The sequence below is a fragment of the Martinezella dioscoreae genome (assembly GCF_009176305.1).
In the GTDB taxonomy this organism is placed as follows: Bacteria; Pseudomonadota; Alphaproteobacteria; order Rhizobiales; family Rhizobiaceae; genus Rhizobium; species Rhizobium dioscoreae.
The window spans coordinates 15,551-35,174 of sequence record NZ_BLAJ01000010.1 but is presented as its reverse complement, the minus strand read 5'-3'; the positions used below and the strand labels follow the sequence as shown (position 1 = coordinate 35,174).

The 19,624-nt window shown below is 59.7% G+C and carries 20 protein-coding genes; 12 read left to right on the top strand and 8 right to left on the bottom strand.

Annotation, left to right across the window (positions count from 1 at the left end; all coding sequences use genetic code 11):
• Positions 1–2: 2 nt before the first annotated feature.
• On the top strand, positions 3–1,310 hold the full coding sequence (gene deoA, locus GDN47_RS26500) for a thymidine phosphorylase (RefSeq protein ID WP_152094612.1): 1,308 nt from the start codon (positions 3–5) through the stop codon (positions 1,308–1,310).
• Between the two features lie 47 nt (positions 1,311–1,357).
• Here the strand turns inward: deoA and GDN47_RS26495 are convergent, their stop codons facing one another.
• The 7 genes from GDN47_RS26495 to GDN47_RS26465 form a co-directional block, all read right to left on the bottom strand.
• Positions 1,358–1,882, bottom strand: a complete 525-nt coding sequence (locus GDN47_RS26495; protein ID WP_152094611.1) for a TIGR02281 family clan AA aspartic protease — start codon at positions 1,880–1,882, stop codon at positions 1,358–1,360.
• A 125-nt stretch (positions 1,883–2,007) separates the two neighbouring features.
• Complete coding sequence (gene upp / locus GDN47_RS26490; protein ID WP_015338410.1) at positions 2,008–2,637, bottom strand: uracil phosphoribosyltransferase; 630 nt, start codon at positions 2,635–2,637, stop codon at positions 2,008–2,010.
• A gap of 109 nt (positions 2,638–2,746) precedes the next feature.
• On the bottom strand, positions 2,747–3,727 hold the full coding sequence (locus GDN47_RS26485) for an adenosine deaminase (protein WP_145323340.1): 981 nt from the start codon (positions 3,725–3,727) through the stop codon (positions 2,747–2,749).
• Positions 3,724–4,944: a phosphopentomutase gene (locus tag GDN47_RS26480; RefSeq protein WP_152094610.1), complete on the bottom strand. Its 1,221-nt coding sequence runs from the start codon at positions 4,942–4,944 to the stop codon at positions 3,724–3,726. The genes GDN47_RS26485 and GDN47_RS26480 overlap by 4 nt, the downstream gene beginning before the upstream one ends.
• Before the next feature lie 128 nt (positions 4,945–5,072).
• Complete coding sequence (locus GDN47_RS26475; protein ID WP_113395924.1) at positions 5,073–5,645, bottom strand: TadE/TadG family type IV pilus assembly protein; 573 nt, start codon at positions 5,643–5,645, stop codon at positions 5,073–5,075.
• A gap of 14 nt (positions 5,646–5,659) precedes the next feature.
• The gene (locus GDN47_RS26470; RefSeq protein ID WP_152094609.1) at positions 5,660–6,280 is read right to left on the bottom strand and encodes a TadE/TadG family type IV pilus assembly protein; all 621 of its coding nucleotides are present in this window, start codon (positions 6,278–6,280) and stop codon (positions 5,660–5,662) included.
• Between the two features lie 154 nt (positions 6,281–6,434).
• On the bottom strand, positions 6,435–6,863 hold the full coding sequence (locus GDN47_RS26465) for a pilus assembly protein N-terminal domain-containing protein (RefSeq protein WP_152094608.1): 429 nt from the start codon (positions 6,861–6,863) through the stop codon (positions 6,435–6,437).
• A 403-nt stretch (positions 6,864–7,266) separates the two neighbouring features.
• Between GDN47_RS26465 and GDN47_RS26460 the strand changes: the two genes are divergently transcribed.
• From GDN47_RS26460 to GDN47_RS26415, 10 genes are all read left to right on the top strand, one after another.
• A complete protein-coding gene (locus GDN47_RS26460; RefSeq protein WP_113395868.1) occupies positions 7,267–7,458 on the top strand; it encodes a Flp family type IVb pilin in 192 nt (63 codons plus the stop codon).
• A gap of 126 nt (positions 7,459–7,584) precedes the next feature.
• Positions 7,585–8,088: an A24 family peptidase gene (locus tag GDN47_RS26455; RefSeq protein ID WP_152094607.1), complete on the top strand. Its 504-nt coding sequence runs from the start codon at positions 7,585–7,587 to the stop codon at positions 8,086–8,088.
• Positions 8,089–8,260: 172 nt separating this feature from the next.
• On the top strand, positions 8,261–9,076 hold the full coding sequence (gene cpaB / locus GDN47_RS26450; RefSeq protein WP_113351449.1) for a Flp pilus assembly protein CpaB: 816 nt from the start codon (positions 8,261–8,263) through the stop codon (positions 9,074–9,076).
• A 14-nt stretch (positions 9,077–9,090) separates the two neighbouring features.
• The gene (locus GDN47_RS26445) at positions 9,091–10,623 is read left to right on the top strand and encodes a type II and III secretion system protein family protein (RefSeq protein ID WP_113330636.1); all 1,533 of its coding nucleotides are present in this window, start codon (positions 9,091–9,093) and stop codon (positions 10,621–10,623) included.
• A gap of 53 nt (positions 10,624–10,676) precedes the next feature.
• Positions 10,677–11,408 (top strand): CpaD family pilus assembly protein, encoded by a 732-nt coding sequence (locus GDN47_RS26440; protein WP_152094606.1) that lies wholly within the window; start codon positions 10,677–10,679, stop codon positions 11,406–11,408.
• A gap of 31 nt (positions 11,409–11,439) precedes the next feature.
• Complete coding sequence (locus GDN47_RS26435; protein WP_145323358.1) at positions 11,440–12,711, top strand: CpaE/TadZ family protein; 1,272 nt, start codon at positions 11,440–11,442, stop codon at positions 12,709–12,711.
• Positions 12,712–12,787: 76 nt separating this feature from the next.
• Positions 12,788–14,272, top strand: a complete 1,485-nt coding sequence (locus GDN47_RS26430) for a TadA family conjugal transfer-associated ATPase (RefSeq protein ID WP_113351446.1) — start codon at positions 12,788–12,790, stop codon at positions 14,270–14,272.
• Between the two features lie 8 nt (positions 14,273–14,280).
• Positions 14,281–15,288, top strand: a complete 1,008-nt coding sequence (locus GDN47_RS26425) for a type II secretion system F family protein (protein ID WP_113330640.1) — start codon at positions 14,281–14,283, stop codon at positions 15,286–15,288.
• Positions 15,289–15,309: 21 nt separating this feature from the next.
• Positions 15,310–16,287: a type II secretion system F family protein gene (locus GDN47_RS26420; RefSeq protein ID WP_069610978.1), complete on the top strand. Its 978-nt coding sequence runs from the start codon at positions 15,310–15,312 to the stop codon at positions 16,285–16,287.
• Between the two features lie 123 nt (positions 16,288–16,410).
• Positions 16,411–17,055 (top strand): LysE family translocator, encoded by a 645-nt coding sequence (locus GDN47_RS26415; RefSeq protein WP_113351445.1) that lies wholly within the window; start codon positions 16,411–16,413, stop codon positions 17,053–17,055.
• Between the two features lie 194 nt (positions 17,056–17,249).
• On the opposite strand, the gene GDN47_RS26410 is transcribed toward GDN47_RS26415, so the two are convergent.
• On the bottom strand, positions 17,250–18,080 hold the full coding sequence (locus GDN47_RS26410; protein WP_113330643.1) for a tetratricopeptide repeat protein: 831 nt from the start codon (positions 18,078–18,080) through the stop codon (positions 17,250–17,252).
• Positions 18,081–18,228: 148 nt separating this feature from the next.
• Here GDN47_RS26410 and GDN47_RS26405 point away from each other — a divergent pair, with 148 nt between their 5' ends.
• The gene (locus GDN47_RS26405; protein ID WP_113330644.1) at positions 18,229–19,620 is read left to right on the top strand and encodes a leucyl aminopeptidase family protein; all 1,392 of its coding nucleotides are present in this window, start codon (positions 18,229–18,231) and stop codon (positions 19,618–19,620) included.
• The last annotated feature ends 4 nt before the right edge of the window (positions 19,621–19,624 follow it).

Genomic DNA, 19,624 nt, shown 5'->3' with positions numbered 1-19,624 from the left:
CCATGATCCCGCAGGAGATCATCCGGCAGAAGCGTAACGGCGCCACCCTTTCGTCCGCCGATATTGATGCGTTTATCGGCGCATTGGGCCGTGGCGAACTGGCCGAAAGCCAGATCGGCGCCTTTGCCATGGCCGTCTGGTTTCGCGACATGACGCGCGAGGAGACGGTGGCGCTGACGCTGGCCATGGCCCGCTCCGGCGATATGCTCTCCTGGAAACATATCGGCAGGCCGATCGCCGACAAGCATTCGACCGGTGGTGTCGGCGACAATGTCTCGCTGATGCTAGCGCCCATTGCGGCCGCCTGCGGTCTTGCTGTGCCGATGATTTCCGGCCGCGGCCTCGGCCATACCGGTGGCACGCTCGACAAGCTGGAATCCATTCCAGGCTACGGGATCACGCCGGATGCGGCCCTTTTCCGCAAGGTGGTCGAAGAAGTCGGCTGTGCCATCATCGGCCAGACCGGCGCGCTGGCTCCCGCTGACGGCAAGCTCTATGCGGTGCGCGATGTGACCGCGACCGTCGATTCTGTACCGTTGATTACAGCGTCCATTCTGTCGAAGAAGCTGGCGGCCGGGCTGGAAACGCTGGTGCTCGACGTCAAGATCGGCAGCGGCGCCTTCATGACTTCGCTTGAGGAAGCGGAGACGCTGGCGCGTTCGCTGGTGGAGGTGGCGAATGGCGGTGGGGTCAAGACTTCGGCTCTGATCACTGACATGAACCAGCCTTTGGCCGATGCCGCTGGCAACGTCGTCGAGCTTCGTAACTGTCTGGATTTCCTGAAGGGCAACAAGGCAGGCATGCGGCTCGAAACGGTCGTGCTAGCCTTCGCATCCGAAATGCTCGTTCAGGCCGGCATTGCTGCGAACGCTGCCGAGGCGGAGGGCAGGGCGCGCGAGGCTTTGGCATCCGGCAAGGCGGCGGAAATCTTCGGCCGCATGGTGCACGCGCTTGGTGGCCCTGCAGATCTGCTGGAACATCCGGATCGCTATTTGGCGAGTGCGCCGATTCAAAAGCCGGTTCTCGCCGTGGCCGATGGTTGGCTTGGCGCCTGCGATGCGCGAGGGATCGGCATGAGCGTCATCGATCTCGGCGGCGGTCGCCGTCGTCCGCAGGACAGGATCGACCATCGCGTCGGCTTCAGCGACATCCTGCCGCTCGGTACGAAGGTGAGCAAAGGTGACCGCATCGCCACCGTACACGCGGCGGACGAGGCAAGCGCGGAGAAGGCAGTGGCCGATCTTTCGGCCAACTATCGCCTCGTGGAGACGTCGCCGGCTTTGTCGCCCGTCATCCTCGGCATGATCTGACGGACGCAGCCAGATAGGCGTAAGCGGCGCCCATGAGGTCGATTGTCTTACTGCTTCAGCAGCAAATTGCCGTTCTGAACCCCGAAAGAGCTCAGCTTCTTCATGAAGCTCATGCCGATCAGCGTCGTGCTGAGCGCACTATCCTTCGCCACCACGGCATCGACATCGCGGACCCGGATCGTGCCGATCTCCAGACGGTCGAGTTTGATGTGGGCCACCTTGGACGTGCCGTTCGCGGTTTGAATCGGGTAGCGATAGTCGAGATCGACGCTGCTGAAGCCGAGGCTGCGCGCGGTGCTTTCGTTCATCGCGACGTAGGTTGCGCCGGTATCGATCATCCCGTGCACAGAGCGGCCATTGATGGTGAAATCACCCTCATAATGTCCGCCCGCATTGGCGCGCAGCTGAACACTGCCATAGGAAACAGGAATCTCCGCTTTCGACGGCGCCAGCGAGACCGCTTCGACAGGCACGGGCCTTGCGGGGTGCTCGTTATAGCTTTCCACCAACATCGGCACCTGGGTCGCCGCAACGGCGATGACACCGGCAAAGGCAAGAACACGAACGAGCATCGGCAAGGCCCCTCCTGCGGGCCATGCCATCTATAGGCCAAGTGTGCTGAAAGGACGCTAATGCAATCAATAAAAAGCCCGGCAGTTGAATAACGGCCGGGCCTTATAAGAGTATAGCAGCAGATTTACTTCGTTCCGTACATACGGTCGCCGGCATCGCCGAGGCCGGGCACGATATAGCCCTTCTCGTTCAGGTGGCTGTCGATGGCGGCGGTGAAAACAGGCACGTCCGGATGTGCCTTGCGGAAATTGGCGATGCCTTCGGGAGCCGCCAGCAGGCAGAGGAAACGGATATTGTGCGCACCGCGCTCCTTCAGCTTCTCGATTGCGGCAATCGAGGAATTGCCGGTTGCCAGCATCGGATCGACGACGATGATCAGGCGTTCTGAGATATCCTCCGGCGCCTTGAAGTAATATTCGACCGGCTGCAGCGTTTCGTGATCGCGGTAGACGCCGATATGCGACACGCGGGCCGAGGGCACGAGATCGAGCATGCCCTCGAGCAGACCGTTGCCGGCGCGCAGGATCGAGGCGAAGACCAGCTTCTTGCCCTCGAGGATCGGCGCATCCATCGGCTGCAGCGGCGTCTCGATGGTCTCGATGGTTAGTTCGAGGTCGCGCGTCACTTCGTAACAGAGCAGCGTCGAAATCTCGCGCAGCAGCCGGCGGAAGCTTCCCGTCGACGTGTCCTTCTTGCGCATGATTGTGAGCTTGTGCTGCACAAGCGGGTGATCGATGACAGTGACGCCGTCCATGGTTTCAGCCTTCCAGTAATTCCGTGATATGAGATGGTTCTTCCACGGAAATCGCCTCTGGTGCAAGAAAATAGGCCACTTTTGGAGATTTCATCCCCAATATGGGGCCTTAACTGTGCATTTGGAGCTTCGCCAGCAGCGTCGTCCGCGTCGCCTCGTCCACGAACGCCGCTTCGATCGCCGTGCGGGTCATGGCATCGATCTCGTCGTCGCTAAAACCGAAGGCTGACGACGCCAGCTCGTATTCGCGCTTCAGCGATGTGTGGAAGAAGGGCGGATCATCGGAGCTAATCGTCACCTTCACGCCGGCGTCACGCAGCCTGCGCAGTGGGTGCGACTGGAAATCCGGGAAAACGTTGAGTGCAACGTTGGAGCCGGGGCAGACTTCCAGCACGGTGCCGAGATCGGCAAGGCGCTTGACGAGATCCATATCCTCAATGGCGCGCACGCCATGGCCGATACGCTGCGGGCGCACCAGATCCACCGCGTCGGCGACGCTGAATGCGCCGCAGACCTCGCCGGCATGGATGGTTATGCCAAGCCCCGCCTCGCGGGCGATGTCGAAGGCGCGGGCGTAATCGGCGACTCGGCCCATGCGCTCCTCGCCGGCCATGTTGAAACCTGTTATCAGCGGATTGTCGCTCTTGACGGCATATTCCGCCGCCTTCATGACGCGCTCAGGCCCAAAGTGGCGTTCGCCGGTTACGATCAGCCGAGCCTCGATGCCGGTCTTTGCCTTGGCGGCACGGATGCCGGCGGAAACGCCTGCCATATATGCGTCGGCGCCGAGGCCGATGCGATCGCCATGATCGGGCGAAACGATGAGCTCACTATAGATCGTGCCGATGCCGGCCAGCTCTTCCAGATAAGTTTCCGTCAGCAGCGCATAGTCTTCCTCGGTGCGATAGACTTCTGAAACCTTGTCGTAGCAGAGGAGGAATTCGGCAAAATCCTTCCAGAGGTAAACACCGTCCTTGAGGAAGGCGCTGGTGTCGACCCCGTATTTCTCTGCTTGTGCGAGCGTCAATGCCGGTGGAGCTGCGCCTTCCAGATGGCAATGCAGTTCCACTTTCTTCAAATGCGATGTCAAAGGAAGCTCCTCCCGTGCGGCCCCGCCGCAATTCCCAGATGTTTCGCAACCGTCTCGCCGATATCGGCATAGGTCTGGCGGACGCCGATGGCGCGCGAGCGAATGCCTGGCCCGTAAGCCATGACGGGCACGCGCTCGCGTGTGTGATCGGTCCCGCGCCACGTCGGATCGCAGCCGTGATCGGCGGTCAGGATGACGAGATCGCCCGCCTTGAGTTTCTTGTGCACCTCCGGCAACCGCGCATCGAAGGCTTCGAGTGCCGCGGCGTAGCCCGGCACGTCGCGGCGGTGACCATAGACCATGTCGAAATCGACGAAATTGGTGAAAACCAGATCGCCATCCTCGGCTTCGTCCATGGCCTTCAGCGTCGCATCCATCAGCGCCATGTTGCCATTGGCCTTGATGACCCTGGAGATACCCTGATGGGCGAAGATATCGCCGATCTTGCCGACGGCATGCACCGTGCGCTCTGCCTTGACGAGACGATCGAGCAGCGTCGGCTCCGGCGGCAGCACGGAGAAATCGCGGCGGTTTCCGGTCCGCTCGAAGGTCACTGCGGTCTCGCCGACGAAGGGGCGGGCAATGACGCGGCCGATATTGTGAGAATCGAGCAGGGTGCGCACGATCTTGCAGAGGCCGATCAGCCGATCGAGCCCGAAATGCTGTTCGTGTGCTGCAATCTGGAAGACGGAATCCGACGAGGTGTAGCAGATCGGCTTGCCGCTACGGATGTGCTCTTCGCCAAGCTTGGCGATGATATCCGTGCCGGATGCATGGCAATTGCCGAGAATCCCTGGCAGATCGGCGGCTTCGCAGATGGCCTTCACCAGCTCCGGCGGAAAGGCATCGCCCTCTGCCGGAAAGTAACCCCAATCGAACATGACGGGCGTACCGGCGATCTCCCAATGACCCGATGGTGTATCCTTGCCGCGGGAGGTTTCGCTGGCGCAGCCATAAAGGCCGTAGAGTTTTTCCGGCAGAGGCATGCCGGCGGGATAATTGCCCGTCGCCGCCTTGGCGATCTCCAGCAGGCCGAGGCCGGACATGATCGGCAATGTCAATGGACCCTGACGCAGGCCTTCGCGATCAGCCGCGCCAGCGGCGCAGAACTCGGCGATATGGCCAAGCGTATCGGCGCCCTCGTCACCATAGCTTGCCGCATCCGGGCCGCCGCCTACACCGAAAGAATCCAGAACGAAGAGAAAGGCGCGCGCCATAGATCACCCGATAGAATGCCGTCACCCGGCAGGTCTTCCGGGTTATTGGACGTCACCCATATAACGGAGGCATCGACTTGGCAATTTTCCGTTTGGAAGCACCCGTCAGGCGCCTTTCCTCGGCGTTTTCAGCAATCGCTGCAGCTGATCGAAGTGCCGACGCGCTGCCGGTAGTAATATTGCCGGCTGATGGTGATCTGGTTTGTGCCGCTTGGCAGGAAATTGGCACCGAAGCTGAGGAGCTGATAGGGCAGGGCAAGCTCGCTACGGACGAGGAATGTGCTCGCCTGGTTCATGTTGGCCGGCACCGTGACCGTGGAGCCTGGTGTATACGGTCTGGTTCCGTCCTGCGCCCAGGACCAGGCGACGGTCGCCTTGCCGGCCGTGTCGATCGCAATGCCGGTGATCTTCAGCGTCAGGCCCGTCGTGCTATAGGGCGCGAAGATCGCGCCGGCAACGGAAGGCATGCCCGCAAGCACGGACTTAGTGACAGACGGCTGCTGCGAGACGATGTCCGCGATGGAACCTGCAGAACGGCTGGCACGTTTCGAGGCATTGAGGCCGACGGTAAGCTCGAATGCACCGAGATAAAGCATCAGCAATACGGGAAAAAGAATGGCGAATTCGATCGCGCCGACGCCATCTTTGTCGCGAGCGAAGCGTCTCAGTACGCCAAGGCGCGTACTTTCTTTCCCGATCATGCTCTTGAGGCCGCTCACGGATAATTCTCGTTCTGAAAGGCTGCGGTTGCGACGATGAGATAAACCGACGCCGAGCCGTCGGTTGGATGTACGTTGGTAAGATAGGGGCGCAGTAGATCCGTTATGATCTGCCAGCGATAATAGGCGCGCACCATGTTCAGCGATTTGGCGCCGCCGGGTGTAAAAGTGAATCCGGTGGTGCTGAGATCGGAATAAGGATCTGTCGACGACTTGCGGGGGATCGTCGTCGGCATGGATGCGAAGCTCGAATAGCTCTCCACATCAAGGTAAAGGTTCGCCGGCGTCTGTACTTCGGTGGAGGAGCAGGTAATGAGCACGGCAATCTCGTTGCAGAATGCCTGCCGGAACTGCTGCGACGTCGTATTGGCTGCCGTAATCTGTCCGGTCCGGATCTGGCGCGACAGAGTATCGACGGCGTTTGAGACGACTTGCTCCGCGGTAAAGGCGACAAAGGTCTCGATAATGGCAAAGACGATCAGAAAATAGGGGATCGCAAGCAAGGCAAATTCGATCGCTGCTGTCCCGTCTCGGGAACGCACGAATTCACGCAAGCTGCCCCGGGCACGTTGCCGCGTGCGGGCTGTATTGGCGTGAAGGGTATTATCTGGCGTCATGGGAAGTCCGCGGCGATTTACACGCGGACGACACTAGAATTGCTTTCTTGATAATCCGTTTCTCTTCTCTCTTCATATTTAGAGGAAACAAGGATTATCGTTTGCTGCTCAATTCTTTGAAAGTACTTTAGAATATTTGAGTTATCGAATGTTTCTATTGTCCGGCTGCAGCTGTTGGGGTTGTCGTCGTATTGTTCTGCTGGGCGTGCTGTTCGCAATTGGGCGTGCATGACAGCACGGCGCGATCCGTCTGGCGGAAGACACGGACTGTATTGCCTTCGTCGATCGACACCAGAATCTGCTCGTCCACGATGGCATTGCCGTCGGTATCGAGCAGGATGATATTCGTCGTCCCGAAGCTGCGGCCGGTCAGTACGATGGTTTTCGGATCGGCGACCGTGGCATCGGCGACTTGCGAATTACCGACGATGACCTTGCTAACGGGGCGATCCAGCTTCAATACGCGCGCGTGATCCATATAGACGCGCAGCATGCTTTCTCCGGCAGCGTGGGAAAGCTGCGGCATTATGCCGGCCATGGCGACAATGCCGGCAAGGAATGCTGTTCTGCCGCCGATTGGCATGGCTTGGCCTCTTGGAAAGCGATAGTGAAAAGAATTTCCCGATAGAATGAGAAAGAATGGTGAATGAACGATTAAGCTCGCCTTCTATCATGTAATTATGGCGCAGATGTCCCATGCGGACCCTCCTCGTCGCCTTCTTCCGCAGATCGTGTATTAATTCGAGGCGAATCGTATATCGTACTAATATTCATACATCTAATAATTTCTATTTAGCTGAAGATTTTCTTTAAAAACGTACAGAAGAACATGCAAGTCACATTAACTATTCTATTTTCGCTTTTGTATTTACTGCGCATTAACCTAATTCTTTAAAGCGATGGAAACGGCGGGAAGCTACCGTGCAACTCATCCGATCAACGGCAACAGTTGGCGGACGTGCTGTCAACAAAGTGGAGTTAAACTTATGTCCAAGCTTTTTTCGCGTTTCCTGAAGGATGAATCCGGCGCGACCGCAATTGAATATGGCCTGATCGCCGCCCTGATCTCGGTCGCCATCATCACCGGCGCTACGACGCTCGGTAGTACGTTGAATAACACCTTCCGAAATATTTCGACAAAGATGACTTCGGCTTCCACTCAGTCGAACGGGTACTAAGGTGTAATAATAACACCCTGAAACCAACCCTGCTTCTGCAAGGTTTGGTATTGCTAACGAAAACCGTTCTCTCTGCGAGCGGTTTTCGATTTTTTTATCTTGGTCGCAAAAGGCGGTTTATCTTCAATGCTTGAAACGGCAACATTGCTGATCTTCCCGCTCTGCATGTCGATCGCGGCGATCTCGGATCTGCTGACCATGACGATCCCGAATCGCGTGTCGTTGGTGCTTGCGGTCTCCTTCTTTGTGCTGGCGCCGATTTCGGGGCTTTCGGCCCCTGAAATCGCCATGCATCTTGCCGGAGCGGGCGCTGTGTTCTTTGCCTGCTTTACGCTGTTCGCACTGAACATCATGGGCGGCGGCGATGCGAAGCTGCTCGCGGCGGCTGCGCTTTGGTTCGGGTTCGATTCTTCACTCATAGAATTCCTGGTTTACGTGGCGTTCATCGGCGGCGCAGTCACCGTTTTGGTCATCATGCTGAGATCGCAGGCTATCACCATCATGGCTATGGGCTTGCCCTTGCCGCATTCATTGACGGGTGCCAAAAAAATCCCTTACGGAATCGCCATCGCGATTGGCGGGATGCTTGCTTTCCCCTCCTCGGCGGTTCTTCTGGCGGCAGCGACTTAAAAGTGCTCTGAACCTTCATGGAGGAGTATAGGCGATCTTTTTGCAAGAGAGGCCTAATATACACCAAGTAATCATGGTTAAATAACAATAAATGTAACCAGCCATTAACCATAATTACACCAATTATCGGTCATTCTGCAGGGCGAAGAATCCTGTTCCTCAAGGAATGACCATGAAACCCGCTCGCATAATGATACTCGCAGTGGCAGCCGTCGCGGCCGGGATGGCCGGTTTGCTCGCGATGCGCCTGGCTGGTTCGCGCGATATCGTTCCCCAGCAGATTGCGGCGGTGGTGGAGAAGGAGGCGACGATCAATGTCCTCGTTGCCGGTGCCAATCTGCCCGTCGGTTCGCGTCTGAACGAGCAATCAATCCATTGGATGCCCTGGCCCGAAAGCGGCATCGTCAAAGGTCTCATCACCGAACGCGAGCGCCCTAATGCGCTGAAAGATCTGACCGGTGCCGTTGTTCGCCTGCCGATATTCGAGGGCGAGCCGATCCGCGAGGAAAAAGTCGCCGATTCCAACAGCCGTATCCTTTCTTCGTTGCTACCGGCGGGCAAGCGCGCCGTCGCCACCGAGATTTCCGTCGCCACCGGCGCAGGCGGTTTCATCCTTCCGAATGACCGCGTCGATGTCATCATGGTGCGCAAGGGTTCGCAGCAGCAGCTCGTCACCGAAACCGTGCTCAGCAACGTTCGCGTCCTGGCAGTCGATCAGCAGATCGAGGAAAAGCAGGATGGAAGCAAGGCCGTCGTCGGCGCAACCGCGACGCTAGAGCTGACGCCGGATCAAACGAAGGTCCTGGCGGTTGCCCACCAGATGGCCGATCGCCTGACGCTGGCACTGCGCTCCGTTGCCGACGCGCAGCAGCCCGATACGACGGCCGCCGATTATCTGCTGGCCGGCGACAATGGCGGCAGCATGATCCAGGTCATCAAATCGGGAGCGATCGTAACCGACGGCCCCAGCGGGCCGAAACCGCAATGAGAAGGGGCGAGACCATGTTAAAGACAAGCAAGAAAGCCAGCCTCCCCCTTGCCGTAAGCCTCTCCTTCTCGGTCGCCTTTGCTGGCCTGCCCTTGGCAGATGTTCCGGCCTTTCTGCGCACGCCCGCGGCTTTTGCGGGCGGCTCGGACAGTATCGTCACGATTGCCGGCCTTGGCACGAAGCGCACCTTGAAGCTTGGTCTCAACAAGGCGCTTGTCGTCGATCTGCCGGCCGATGCCCATGACATCCTTGTCTCCGATCCCAAGATGGCGGATGCGGTGACGCGGACCTCGCGCCGCATCTACCTTTTCGGCAAGACGGTCGGCCAGACCAACATCTTCATCTTCGGCGCCGACGGCAAGGAGATCGTCAGCCTCGATCTCCAGATCGAGCGCGATATTGCTGGCCTGCAGGATAATATCAAGCGCTTCATCCCGGATTCCGATATCAACGTCGAGATCATCTCCGACAACATCGTCCTCACCGGCATCGTGCGCACGCCGCAGGATTCGATCCGCGCACAGCAGCTCGCCCAAGCCTTCCTCAAGGGAGGCGAAGCGACGACACGAAACCAGACTGCCTCCGGCAGCGGCGACAACAACGCAGTCGCCATTTTCGCCGAAGGACGGCAGACCTCGCAGATCGTCAACATGCTGCAGATCGAAGGCGAGGATCAGGTGACGCTCAAGGTGACCGTCGCCGAAATCAAGCGCAGCGTCCTGAAGCAAATTGGTTTCGACAACCTGGTCAGCAATTCCTCCGGCCTGGGCGTCGCTCAACTCGGCAACATCGGAAACAGCGGAACCACGAATTTCCTGGGAGTAAACGGCGATCCCACCAACGCTACCGGCGCGGGTGGTATCTCGACCCTCTTCAAATACGCGCTCGGCAAATACAATATCAGCACCTATCTGAATGCTCTCGAGCAGGCAGGCGCCGTGCGCACCTTGGCCGAGCCGACATTGACCGCCATTTCCGGACAGGCTGCTACCTTCAATTCCGGTGGTCAGACGCTCTATTCCACGACTGACAAGGATGGCAACACGACGATTACGCCCTATACCTATGGTATCACGCTGGCCTTCACGCCCGTGGTCCTGGCCGGCGGCCGCATCAGCCTGCATGTGCAGACCCAGGTCTCGGAACCGGTCGCATCGTCATCCACCCCGACCTACAACCAGCGTGCCGCCAATACTTCGGTCGAGCTGCCATCCGGAGGATCGATCGCGCTTGCCGGCTTGCTAAGCGATAACGTGCAGCAGACGACCTCGGGAACGCCGGGTGCATCGAAGATTCCGATCCTGGGTGCCCTGTTCCGTCAGAAGAGCTTCCAGCGGGATGAGAGCGAGCTTGTGATTATCGCGACACCCTATCTCGTGCGCCCCGTAGCGCGCGACAAGCTTGCCCGCCCCGACGACAATTTTTCTCCGACGAACGATGCCGGTGTCTTCTTCATGAACCGTGTCAACAAGATCTACGGCCGCAAGGATGGTCCGCCGGTCGCCGATGCCGATTTCCACGGCACAGTCGGCTTCATCTACAAGTGAGGAGCGGGACCATGACGCCAGCCTTTTCAACGAGGTCAACGAGAGAGCAAGAGATGGCCAGCCTCGAACGCAATACACCCGGCGGTGCCCGGCCTCGTTTTTCAAGATCGATGCTGATCCTCCCGACATTGGCGCTGATATCGGCCGTCAGCAGTTGCGCGGGCTCCCCAGATGGCATGACGACGAGCGCCATCAGGGATGACTATCGCCAACGGCATCCCATCGTGCTCACCGAAAAGGAGCATAGCGTCGATATACCGGTCGCGGCCAGTGACCGGCACCTGACAACAGGCATGCGCGATACGGTTCGCGGTTTCGTTCAGGATTATCGCGCCCATGCAAGCGGCACGGTGGAAATCCTGTCGCCGCGGCAATCGCCAAATGCCTTCGCCGCATCGGCGCTCAACTCACAAATCCGTCGGGAGCTGGTCACGAACGGTATTCCGTCGGCGCGAATCGTCAACAGCTATTACCCGGCGGGCGGCCCGGGCGATGCTGCGCCGATCCGCCTGCGCTTTACCGCAACGACGGCGGCCACCAACGCCTGCGGCCAGTGGCCGGACGATCTTTCCGACAACGCATTCGACAATCAGAACTATTATAATTTCGGCTGTGCGACCCAGCACAATCTGGCAGCGCAGGTCGCTAATCCGACCGATTTGATTTCGCCGCGCGCGATGACACCGATCGATGCCGATCAGCGCAGCAAGGTCATCAGCGATTATCGCAGCGGCTCAACTCCGACCAGCACGGCGACGGTCGGCGGCTTCGGTAGCGGAAATTGAACGCAAGAGGCTGGCGCAACAGGATGAGATCATGAACGCCATCGAATACGATATCGGCTCGACTGCCCCGGAAGCGGAGGAAGCTTCGCGCTCGGGCAATCTCGACAATCTGCGGCCGCTGCCGCGTATTTCCATACATGCTTTTTGCGAAAGCGAGCAGCTGCAGCAGGTGATGGATCAGTGCGCCAACGATCGGCGCATGTCCAAGGTCAGCCTGCGGATCACCAGCGGCGGTGTGGCGGCTGCGGCGAACATGTTCGCCTCGGCGCCGACCCCGAACCTGATCATTCTGGAGACGCGCGCCAACCCACGCGGCCTCCTGGCGGAACTCGAACCGCTCGCCGCCGTCTGCGATCCGAGCACCAAGGTCATCATCGTCGGCTATCACAACGACATCGGTCTTTACCGCGAACTCATCCGCAACGGTATCTCAGAATATATCGTACAGCCGACCGATATGATCGATCTGATGACGGCGGTGGCATCGATCTTCATCGACCCCGATGCCGAACCGCTCGGCCGCAGCATTGCCTTCATCGGTGCCAAGGGTGGGGTGGGCGCATCCACCATCGCCCATAATTGCGCCTTCGGCATCTCCAGCCTCTTCTCGACCGAAACCATTCTCGCCGATCTCGATCTGCCCTACGGCACCGCCAATATCGATTTTGACCAGGACCCGGCTCAGGGGATAGCCGAGGCCGTCTATGCGCCGGAACGCCTCGACGAGGTTTTTCTCGACCGGCTCCTGACCAAATGCTCGCAGCATCTGTCGTTGCTCGCCGCGCCCTCGATGCTGGACCGCGCCTATGATTTCGAAGGGCAGGCATTCCTGCCGGTGCTCGACGTTCTCCAGCGCAGCGCGCCGGTGGCGGTTCTCGACGTGCCCCATGTCTGGACGGAATGGACACGCTCGGTGCTTGGCGCGGTAGACGAGGTCGTCATCTGTGCCGCGCCAGATCTCGCCAATCTTCGCAACGCCAAGAACCTGATCGATGCTCTGCGAAAGCTTCGGCCGAACGATAAGGCGCCGCACCTCATTCTCAATCAGGTCGGCATGCCGAAGCGTCCGGAGATCAATCCCTCGGAATTCTGCGCGCCGCTGGAAACGGACCCGATTGCCATCATACCCTTTGACATCAACCTGTTCGGCAATGCCGCCAACAGCGGGCAGATGATCTCCGAGACTGATCCCAAGTCGCCGATTGCGGAAACTTTCTCGCAGATATCGCACATCGTCACCGGGCGTGTTGCTTTGAAGAAGGCAAGAAAGGGCGGTTTGCTTGGCCTTTTAAAGCGGAAGTAACCCTATGATTTCGCATGGATTCCGAAACCAATCGTTCGTGAAAGCCATGCAGCAGCAGTAGAATTGGATCGAAGACATGTTTGGCAAGCGCGGAAGTGAAGGTCCTGCAAAGAGCGGCGGCGCAATGCCTCCGCCGGCACCGGCGCGTGCACCCGCTCCCGCTGGCGGGCCAATGGCGCCGGCTGTGCTCATAGAGCCGTCCCGTGATGCCGCGCAGCCACGTCAGCAGGTCGCTCCGCCGCCGATGCAGACGCCTAGCCGGCGTCGCGTGGCGCGTACCGAAGAATATTACGATACGAAATCGCAGGTCTTCTCCGCGCTGATCGATACGATCGATCTCTCGCAGCTCTCCAAGCTCGGCAACGAGGCGGCGCGTGAGGAAATCCGCGATATCGTCAACGATATCATCACGATCAAGAATTTCGCGATGTCGATCTCCGAGCAGGAGGAATTGCTCGAGGACATCTGCAATGACGTGCTTGGCTACGGTCCGCTGGAGCCGCTGCTCGCCCGCGACGACATCGCCGACATCATGGTCAACGGCGCCGGCCAGACCTTCATCGAAGTTGGCGGCAAGACCGTCGAATCCGAAATCCGCTTCCGCGACAATTCCCAGCTTCTATCCATCTGCCAGCGCATTGTCAGCCAGGTCGGCCGCCGCGTCGATGAATCGAGCCCCATCTGCGATGCGCGCCTGCCCGATGGTTCGCGCGTCAACGTCATCGCCCCACCGCTGGCGATCGACGGTCCTGCACTCACCATTCGTAAGTTCAAGAAGGACAAGCTGACGCTCGAGCAGCTCGTCCGCTTCGGCGCCATCACGCCAGAGGGCGCGACGCTTTTGCAGATCATCGGCCGCGTGCGCTGCAACGTCGTCATTTCAGGCGGTACGGGCTCGGGCAAGACGACGCTTCTGAACTGCCTGACCAACTATATCGATCGAGACGAACGCGTCATCACCTGCGAAGACACCGCCGAACTGCAATTGCAGCAGCCGCACGTGGTGCGCCTCGAAACCCGTCCGCCCAACATCGAGGGCGAGGGTGAGATCACCATGCGCGATCTCGTCAAGAACTGCCTGCGTATGCGCCCCGAACGCATTATCGTCGGCGAAGTGCGCGGACCCGAGGTCTTCGACCTGCTGCAGGCGATGAACACGGGTCACGACGGCTCCATGGGCACGATCCACGCCAATACGCCGCGCGAATGCCTGAGCCGCATGGAATCGATGATCGCCATGGGTGGTTTCAGCCTGCCGGCCAAGACCGTCCGTGAGATCATATCCAGCTCCGTCGACGTCGTCATCCAGGCTGCCCGCCTGCGTGACGGTTCGCGCCGCATCACCCAGATCACCGAGGTGATCGGCATGGAAGGGGATGTGATCATTACCCAGGATTTGATGCGCTACGAAATCGAGGGCGAGGATGCGAACGGCCGGATCATCGGGCGGCACGTCTCCACCGGTATCGGCAAGCCGCATTTCTGGGATCGTGCTCGCTATTATAACGAGGAGCGGCGTCTGGCAGCCGCCCTCGATGAGATGGAACAGAAGGCGCAATAGGGCTCGCGATGTTTGGTATCGATCCGATAGTGCTGCTGATTGTCCTGCTGACGGCGGTCTCCGCCGCCGCGGTCTGCTACGGCATTCTCTATTCACGGATCGAGACACAGAAAAAGGCCGATAGCCGGGTCAACCGGGTCAAGCAGGCTGAGACCGATCGCGTCAAGGTCAAGGCTGCGCGCGATCGCGTCCAGGAAATGTCCAAGCGGCGCAAGTCGGTGCAGGACACACTCAAGGACCTGGAGCGGCGACAGAGCGAAAATACGAAGAAGAAGCAGTCGCTCAAGGCGCGTCTGGCGCAGGCCGGCCTGTCGTTGACGCCGTCGCGCTTCTACATCTTCAGCGTGCTCTTCGGTCTTTTCGTCATGCTGGTCTTTTTCATCGTCGGCGCGCCGCCTCTTGTCATTTTGGGAATGTTCTTTGCGTCTGCCTTCGGCCTGCCGCGCTGGGTCATCGGCTTTCTCATCAAGCGCCGGCAAAGCAAGTTCCTCGAAGAGTTTCCGAACTCGCTTGACCTCATCACGCGCTCGCTTCGCTCGGGCCTGCCGCTCAACGATGCAGTGCGGCTGGTGGCTGGCGAGGCGCGAGAGCCTGTCAAGACGGAGTTTCGGCGGGTGGTCGAGGCGCAGCAGGTCGGTCTTAGCATGTCGGACGCCTGCGCCCGCATCGCGAACCATATGCCGCTGCAGGAAGTAAATTTCTTCTCGATCGTCATCGCCATTCAGGCGCAGGCGGGCGGCAACCTGTCGGAAGCCCTGGGCAACCTCTCGAAGGTGCTGCGCGAACGCAAGAAAATGAAGGCGAAGGTCAAGGCATTGTCGATGGAGGCCAAGGCATCCGCCGTCATCATCGGCGCTCTGCCCTTCATCGTGATGCTGCTCGTCTATCTGACATCGCCGCAATACATGATGATCCTGTTCACCGATCCGCGCGGCCATCTGATCTTGCTTGGAGCCGGCATCTGGATGTCGCTCGGCATCTTCATCATGCGCAACATGGTCAATTTCGAGATCTGAGCGGAAGGAGCCGCGTCGCCCATGTCCGATCTGGCAGCCAATTTGACCGATCCTGGCACCCTTCTTGCCGTTGTGGTTGCCATCGCCGTCTTCGCGACCTTCTACACGATCGCCATACCGCTGCTGGAGCGTGGCGATCTCAGCAAGCGCATGAAGGCCGTGTCGACAGAGCGCGAACAGATTCGCGCCCGTGAACGCGCACGGCTGAGCGCAGAGGGCGGCAAGGCATCGCTGCGCAGCCACAACAATCGAAACGTTAGACAGATCGTCGAGCGGTTCAACCTGCGCAATGCGCTTGTCGATGCCAATACCGTCAATCGCTTGCGGTCTGCAGGCCTGCGTTCTGAAAATGCGCTCAACATGTTCCTGGTGGCGCGATTCCTGCTGCCCTTCCTTTTTCTGGCAGTTGCGATCGTCATCGTCTTCGTTCTCGGCTGGTTTGCCGCAAAGCCCCTGCCGATCCGGCTGCTTGGCGTCATCGGCTTCGCCTATCTGGGCTTCTACGCGCCGAACATCTATATCTCCAATCTGGTGACCAAGCGCCAGAAATCGATCAAGCGCGCTTGGCCGGATGCGCTCGACCTGATGCTGATCTGCGTGGAGTCTGGCATTTCAATCGAAGCCGGCATGCATCGCGTGTCCGAGGAAATGGCCGAGCAGTCCCCGGCACTCGCCGAGGAAATGGTGCTGACCACAGCCGAGCTTTCCTTCCTCCAGGATCGCCGCACCGCCTTCGACAATCTTGCCGCCCGCACCCAGATCGAACTCGTCAAATCGGTCACGCAGGCGCTCATCCAGGCGGAACGCTATGGTACGCCGCTCTCGCAGGCCTTGCGTGTCATGGCACAGGAAGGCCGCGACGAGCGCATGAACGAGGCGGAAAAGAAAGCGGCCGCACTGCCGCCGAAGCTCACCGTACCGATGATCGTCTTCTTCCTGCCGGTCTTGATGGCGGTCATTCTCGGCCCGGCGATCATTCAGGCAATGGACAAATTCTGAGCCGCCGACTTGCTCGCGGCATGCGGGCATGGTTATCTTCCACGCAATATCGCCGACGGGCGTCAGGCGCATCGTTCCGGAAAGGCGCCGGGCGTTCGTGTAGCCCATATTGGGAGGTCTCGCATGTCATCCTTGGCAATATTTTTCAGTGTCATCGCGGCAGTCTTCATCGGAGCGGTGAGCCCCGGCCCAAGCTTCGTGCTCGTTTCGCGCATCGCTGTTTCCCGCTCACGCAAGGCAGGTCTTGCCGCGGCCTTCGGCATGGGAACGGGCAGCGTCATTTTCGCGACCTTGGCCCTCTTCGGCTTGAGCGCATTGCTGATGAAAGTCGAATGGCTATATCTGGCGCTAAAAGTCGCCGGTGGCCTCTATCTGATTTATGTCGGCATCCGCATCTGGCGCAGCGCCGCGGACGATCTTCCCATCGATGCACCAACGACGCCGGCTGCAGGCGGTGTGATGCGCAATTTCCTCTTTGCGCTCGGCACGCAGCTCAGCAATCCGAAGACAGCCATTTTCTACGGCAGTATCTTTGCCGCACTTCTGCCGGCGGCTCCGGCTCCCTGGCTGCTGTTTACGGTTCCGCCCGCAGTCTTCCTGGTCGAAGTAGGCTGGTACACGGTGGTAACGCTGGCCTTTTCTTCGAACCGGCCGCGCGCCATCTATCTCGGTGCGAAACTATGGATAGATCGGGTGGCCGGCGTTGTGATGGGCGCCCTCGGCGCGCGGCTTGTCGCCGAGGGGTTGCCGCGCCACATCTGGCGTTAAGGCCTACGGCTACCGGGCGTGCGCCTCAACCCCTCCGCTAGAGCAGTTCCAGCAAAAGTGCGAAGCGGTTTTGCGTCCGGAACTGCGTAAAAATAAGAAGATAGAGCGTTTTCGCGATTCGAAGAAAAGCGGAAATGCTCTAACGAGTGCCGTTTTCGAAAGTTGGGTAGGGAAGCCGTTGCGGCTCTCCCGCTCTATTGCTGGGCTACTTTCCTGTTATCGCCACTGGCGGCAAGCTTCTGCCAGGAGTTCTGCTGTGCCAGCATGCCACGCAGATAGGCGACATTGGCGTTTGCCTGCTGCGGCGTCAGTTCCTGGCGAGCGATTTGTTCGGCTTCCGCAAAGCGGCCCTGCAGGCCGACGACGAGCGCCAGATTCTGCCGCACGCGGCTGTCGGCGCCCGGCTGGGCGACGGCCGTGCGGAGATAGTTTTCCGCATTCTTGAGATCGCCGGTCAGGACGTAGGACATACCAAGATTGGAAAGGACCGTCGGCTCGTTGGGGGCGAGCACCAGCGCATCCCGATATTTGGCCCGTGCATCGCTGGAACGTCCGAGCTGATCGAGAATGGCGCCCTGCGCGGAAACCAGCCGCCAGTCCGGCCGGTCCGGCAGCTGTGCGCGGTCAATGGTCGAGAGCGCTTCGTCGAGCTGCCCTGCTGCCGCCTGTGCCTTGCCGTAGGCGGCCAGCACGCCGCGGTCGGTCGGATTGGCGATTGCCACCTGCTGCATGACCGCAAGCGCCTGGTCGTTGCGGCCGCTCATGCGCAAGGCGTTGGCGTAGTTGACGCCTGCATCGCGATCTTTGGGATTGGCGTCGTAGGCCTTGCCGAACGTCGCGGTCGCCTGCGCGAGATCGGTGCTGTTCATCGTATCGAGAGGCTGCGACGTCTTCGGAATCGAGCCCGTCGTCATCCGGTCTTTTCCGGTCGTCGAGCAGCTTGCGAGCGCGAGCGCCAGAAGCGCTGCCGAAGCTCCGCGGAAAAGAAAGGTTCTGAATGAAGACGTAGCTGAGACGGCGGGCATGTCGCGTATCCCTGAATTCCTTATACTTGCGCCCGGCCTAGAATCGGAACAGGGAAAGGTTCGACGCAATGTTCGCTCCAGCAATAATCTGTTAACCCTAACAGACAGTTAACTCTTGATTCTTCTCAATCACCGCCAAAGGATAGTCATGGCCCCCTTTCAATTCATCGAGCGCGCGACGCCCTTCAATTCGAAGGGTGGCGCGACCCTGCCGATCTTTGCCGTTACCCCGGCGCATATCGAGACCGGCACCATCGATCCCATCGCGCTCGATTGGGCACGCAAGGCTGGTTACAAGGCAGAGAGCGGTTCGTTGCTGCTGATCCCGACCGCTGAAGGGCATCTGGGCGGCGCTCTCTTCGGCCTCGGCTCCAACCCGTCCGAACAACCCTTCCTCACGGGCAAGCTGGCGCGCAGCCTGCCGGCCGGCGATTGGCATATCGAGACGGCGCCGCTGACGGCGAACCGGCTCTCGCTTGGCTTCGGCCTCGGCAGCTATCGCTTCGACCGCTATAAGTCGGAAAAAGCCGCGATGCCGACGCTGATGATCCCGCGCGATGCCGATGCCGCCGATATCAAGCGCCAGCTCGCCGGTGTCTTCCTTGCCCGCGATCTCATCAACACGCCGACCAACGACATGGGTCCGGAACAGCTCGAAGCCGCCTTCCGGGCGCTTGCCGAGCACTACAAGGCAGAGATGTCCGTCATCATCGGCGATGATCTCCTGAAGGAGAATTTCCCTCTCGTGCACACGGTCGGTCGCGCCAGCGCCGATGCACCACGCCTTCTGGAACTGCGCTGGGGCAAGAAGGGTCATCGCCGTATCACCCTGGTCGGCAAGGGCGTGTGCTTCGACACCGGTGGCCTCGATATCAAGCCGGCATCCTCCATGCTGCTGATGAAGAAGGACATGGGCGGTGCCGCCAACGTCATGGGCCTGGCGCTGATGATCATGGACGCCAAGCTCAAGGTCGATCTTCGCGTCATCATTCCGGTCGTCGAGAACTCGATTTCATCCAACGCCTTCCGTCCTGGCGATATCTACAGGAGCCGCAAGGGCCTGACCGTGCAGATCGACAATACGGATGCCGAGGGCCGGCTGATCCTCGCCGATGCGCTGGCTTATGCCGACGAAGATGCGCCGGACCTGATGATCGACATGGCAACGCTGACGGGTGCAGCCCGCGTTGCGCTCGGCCCCGACCTGCCGCCTTTCTTCACAGACGACAGCGAGCTTGCCAGCGATCTGACCGAGGCGAGCCTGGAGACGGATGATCCGCTGTGGCGGATGCCGCTCTATATGGGCTACGACAAGGACATCCGGACCAAATTCGCCGATATCACCAATGCTCCATCAGGCGGCATGGCCGGCTCCATTACGGCTGCCCTGTTCCTCAAGCGCTTCGTGACAAAGACGCCAAGCTGGGTGCATTTCGATATTTTCGGCTGGGCGCCGAGCGAACGCCCGCATTCCCCCGGCGGCGGCGAGGCACAGGCGATCCGGGCTCTGTATCATCATATCAGGCAGAGTGTGCGGTAGGCCG

Bases quoted from the DNA above. Each gene is read 5' to 3' on its own strand.
- GDN47_RS26460 (WP_113395868.1), top strand. From the start codon at position 7,267: ATGTCCAAGCTTTTTTCGCGTTTCCTGAAGGATGAATCCGGCGCGACC.
- deoA (WP_152094612.1), top strand. From the start codon at position 3: ATGATCCCGCAGGAGATCATCCGGCAGAAGCGTAACGGCGCCACCCTT.
- GDN47_RS26405 (WP_113330644.1), top strand. From the start codon at position 18,229: ATGGCCCCCTTTCAATTCATCGAGCGCGCGACGCCCTTCAATTCGAAG.
- GDN47_RS26430 (WP_113351446.1), top strand. From the start codon at position 12,788: ATGTTTGGCAAGCGCGGAAGTGAAGGTCCTGCAAAGAGCGGCGGCGCA.
- GDN47_RS26410 (WP_113330643.1), bottom strand. From the start codon at position 18,080: ATGCCCGCCGTCTCAGCTACGTCTTCATTCAGAACCTTTCTTTTCCGC.
- GDN47_RS26475 (WP_113395924.1), bottom strand. From the start codon at position 5,645: ATGATCGGGAAAGAAAGTACGCGCCTTGGCGTACTGAGACGCTTCGCT.
- cpaB (WP_113351449.1), top strand. From the start codon at position 8,261: ATGAAACCCGCTCGCATAATGATACTCGCAGTGGCAGCCGTCGCGGCC.
- GDN47_RS26465 (WP_152094608.1), bottom strand. From the start codon at position 6,863: ATGCCAATCGGCGGCAGAACAGCATTCCTTGCCGGCATTGTCGCCATG.
- GDN47_RS26420 (WP_069610978.1), top strand. From the start codon at position 15,310: ATGTCCGATCTGGCAGCCAATTTGACCGATCCTGGCACCCTTCTTGCC.
- GDN47_RS26415 (WP_113351445.1), top strand. From the start codon at position 16,411: ATGTCATCCTTGGCAATATTTTTCAGTGTCATCGCGGCAGTCTTCATC.
- upp (WP_015338410.1), bottom strand. From the start codon at position 2,637: ATGGACGGCGTCACTGTCATCGATCACCCGCTTGTGCAGCACAAGCTC.
- GDN47_RS26445 (WP_113330636.1), top strand. From the start codon at position 9,091: ATGTTAAAGACAAGCAAGAAAGCCAGCCTCCCCCTTGCCGTAAGCCTC.
- GDN47_RS26440 (WP_152094606.1), top strand. From the start codon at position 10,677: ATGGCCAGCCTCGAACGCAATACACCCGGCGGTGCCCGGCCTCGTTTT.
- GDN47_RS26470 (WP_152094609.1), bottom strand. From the start codon at position 6,280: ATGACGCCAGATAATACCCTTCACGCCAATACAGCCCGCACGCGGCAA.
- GDN47_RS26495 (WP_152094611.1), bottom strand. From the start codon at position 1,882: ATGCTCGTTCGTGTTCTTGCCTTTGCCGGTGTCATCGCCGTTGCGGCG.
- GDN47_RS26480 (WP_152094610.1), bottom strand. From the start codon at position 4,944: ATGGCGCGCGCCTTTCTCTTCGTTCTGGATTCTTTCGGTGTAGGCGGC.
- GDN47_RS26425 (WP_113330640.1), top strand. From the start codon at position 14,281: ATGTTTGGTATCGATCCGATAGTGCTGCTGATTGTCCTGCTGACGGCG.
- GDN47_RS26435 (WP_145323358.1), top strand. From the start codon at position 11,440: ATGAACGCCATCGAATACGATATCGGCTCGACTGCCCCGGAAGCGGAG.
- GDN47_RS26455 (WP_152094607.1), top strand. From the start codon at position 7,585: ATGCTTGAAACGGCAACATTGCTGATCTTCCCGCTCTGCATGTCGATC.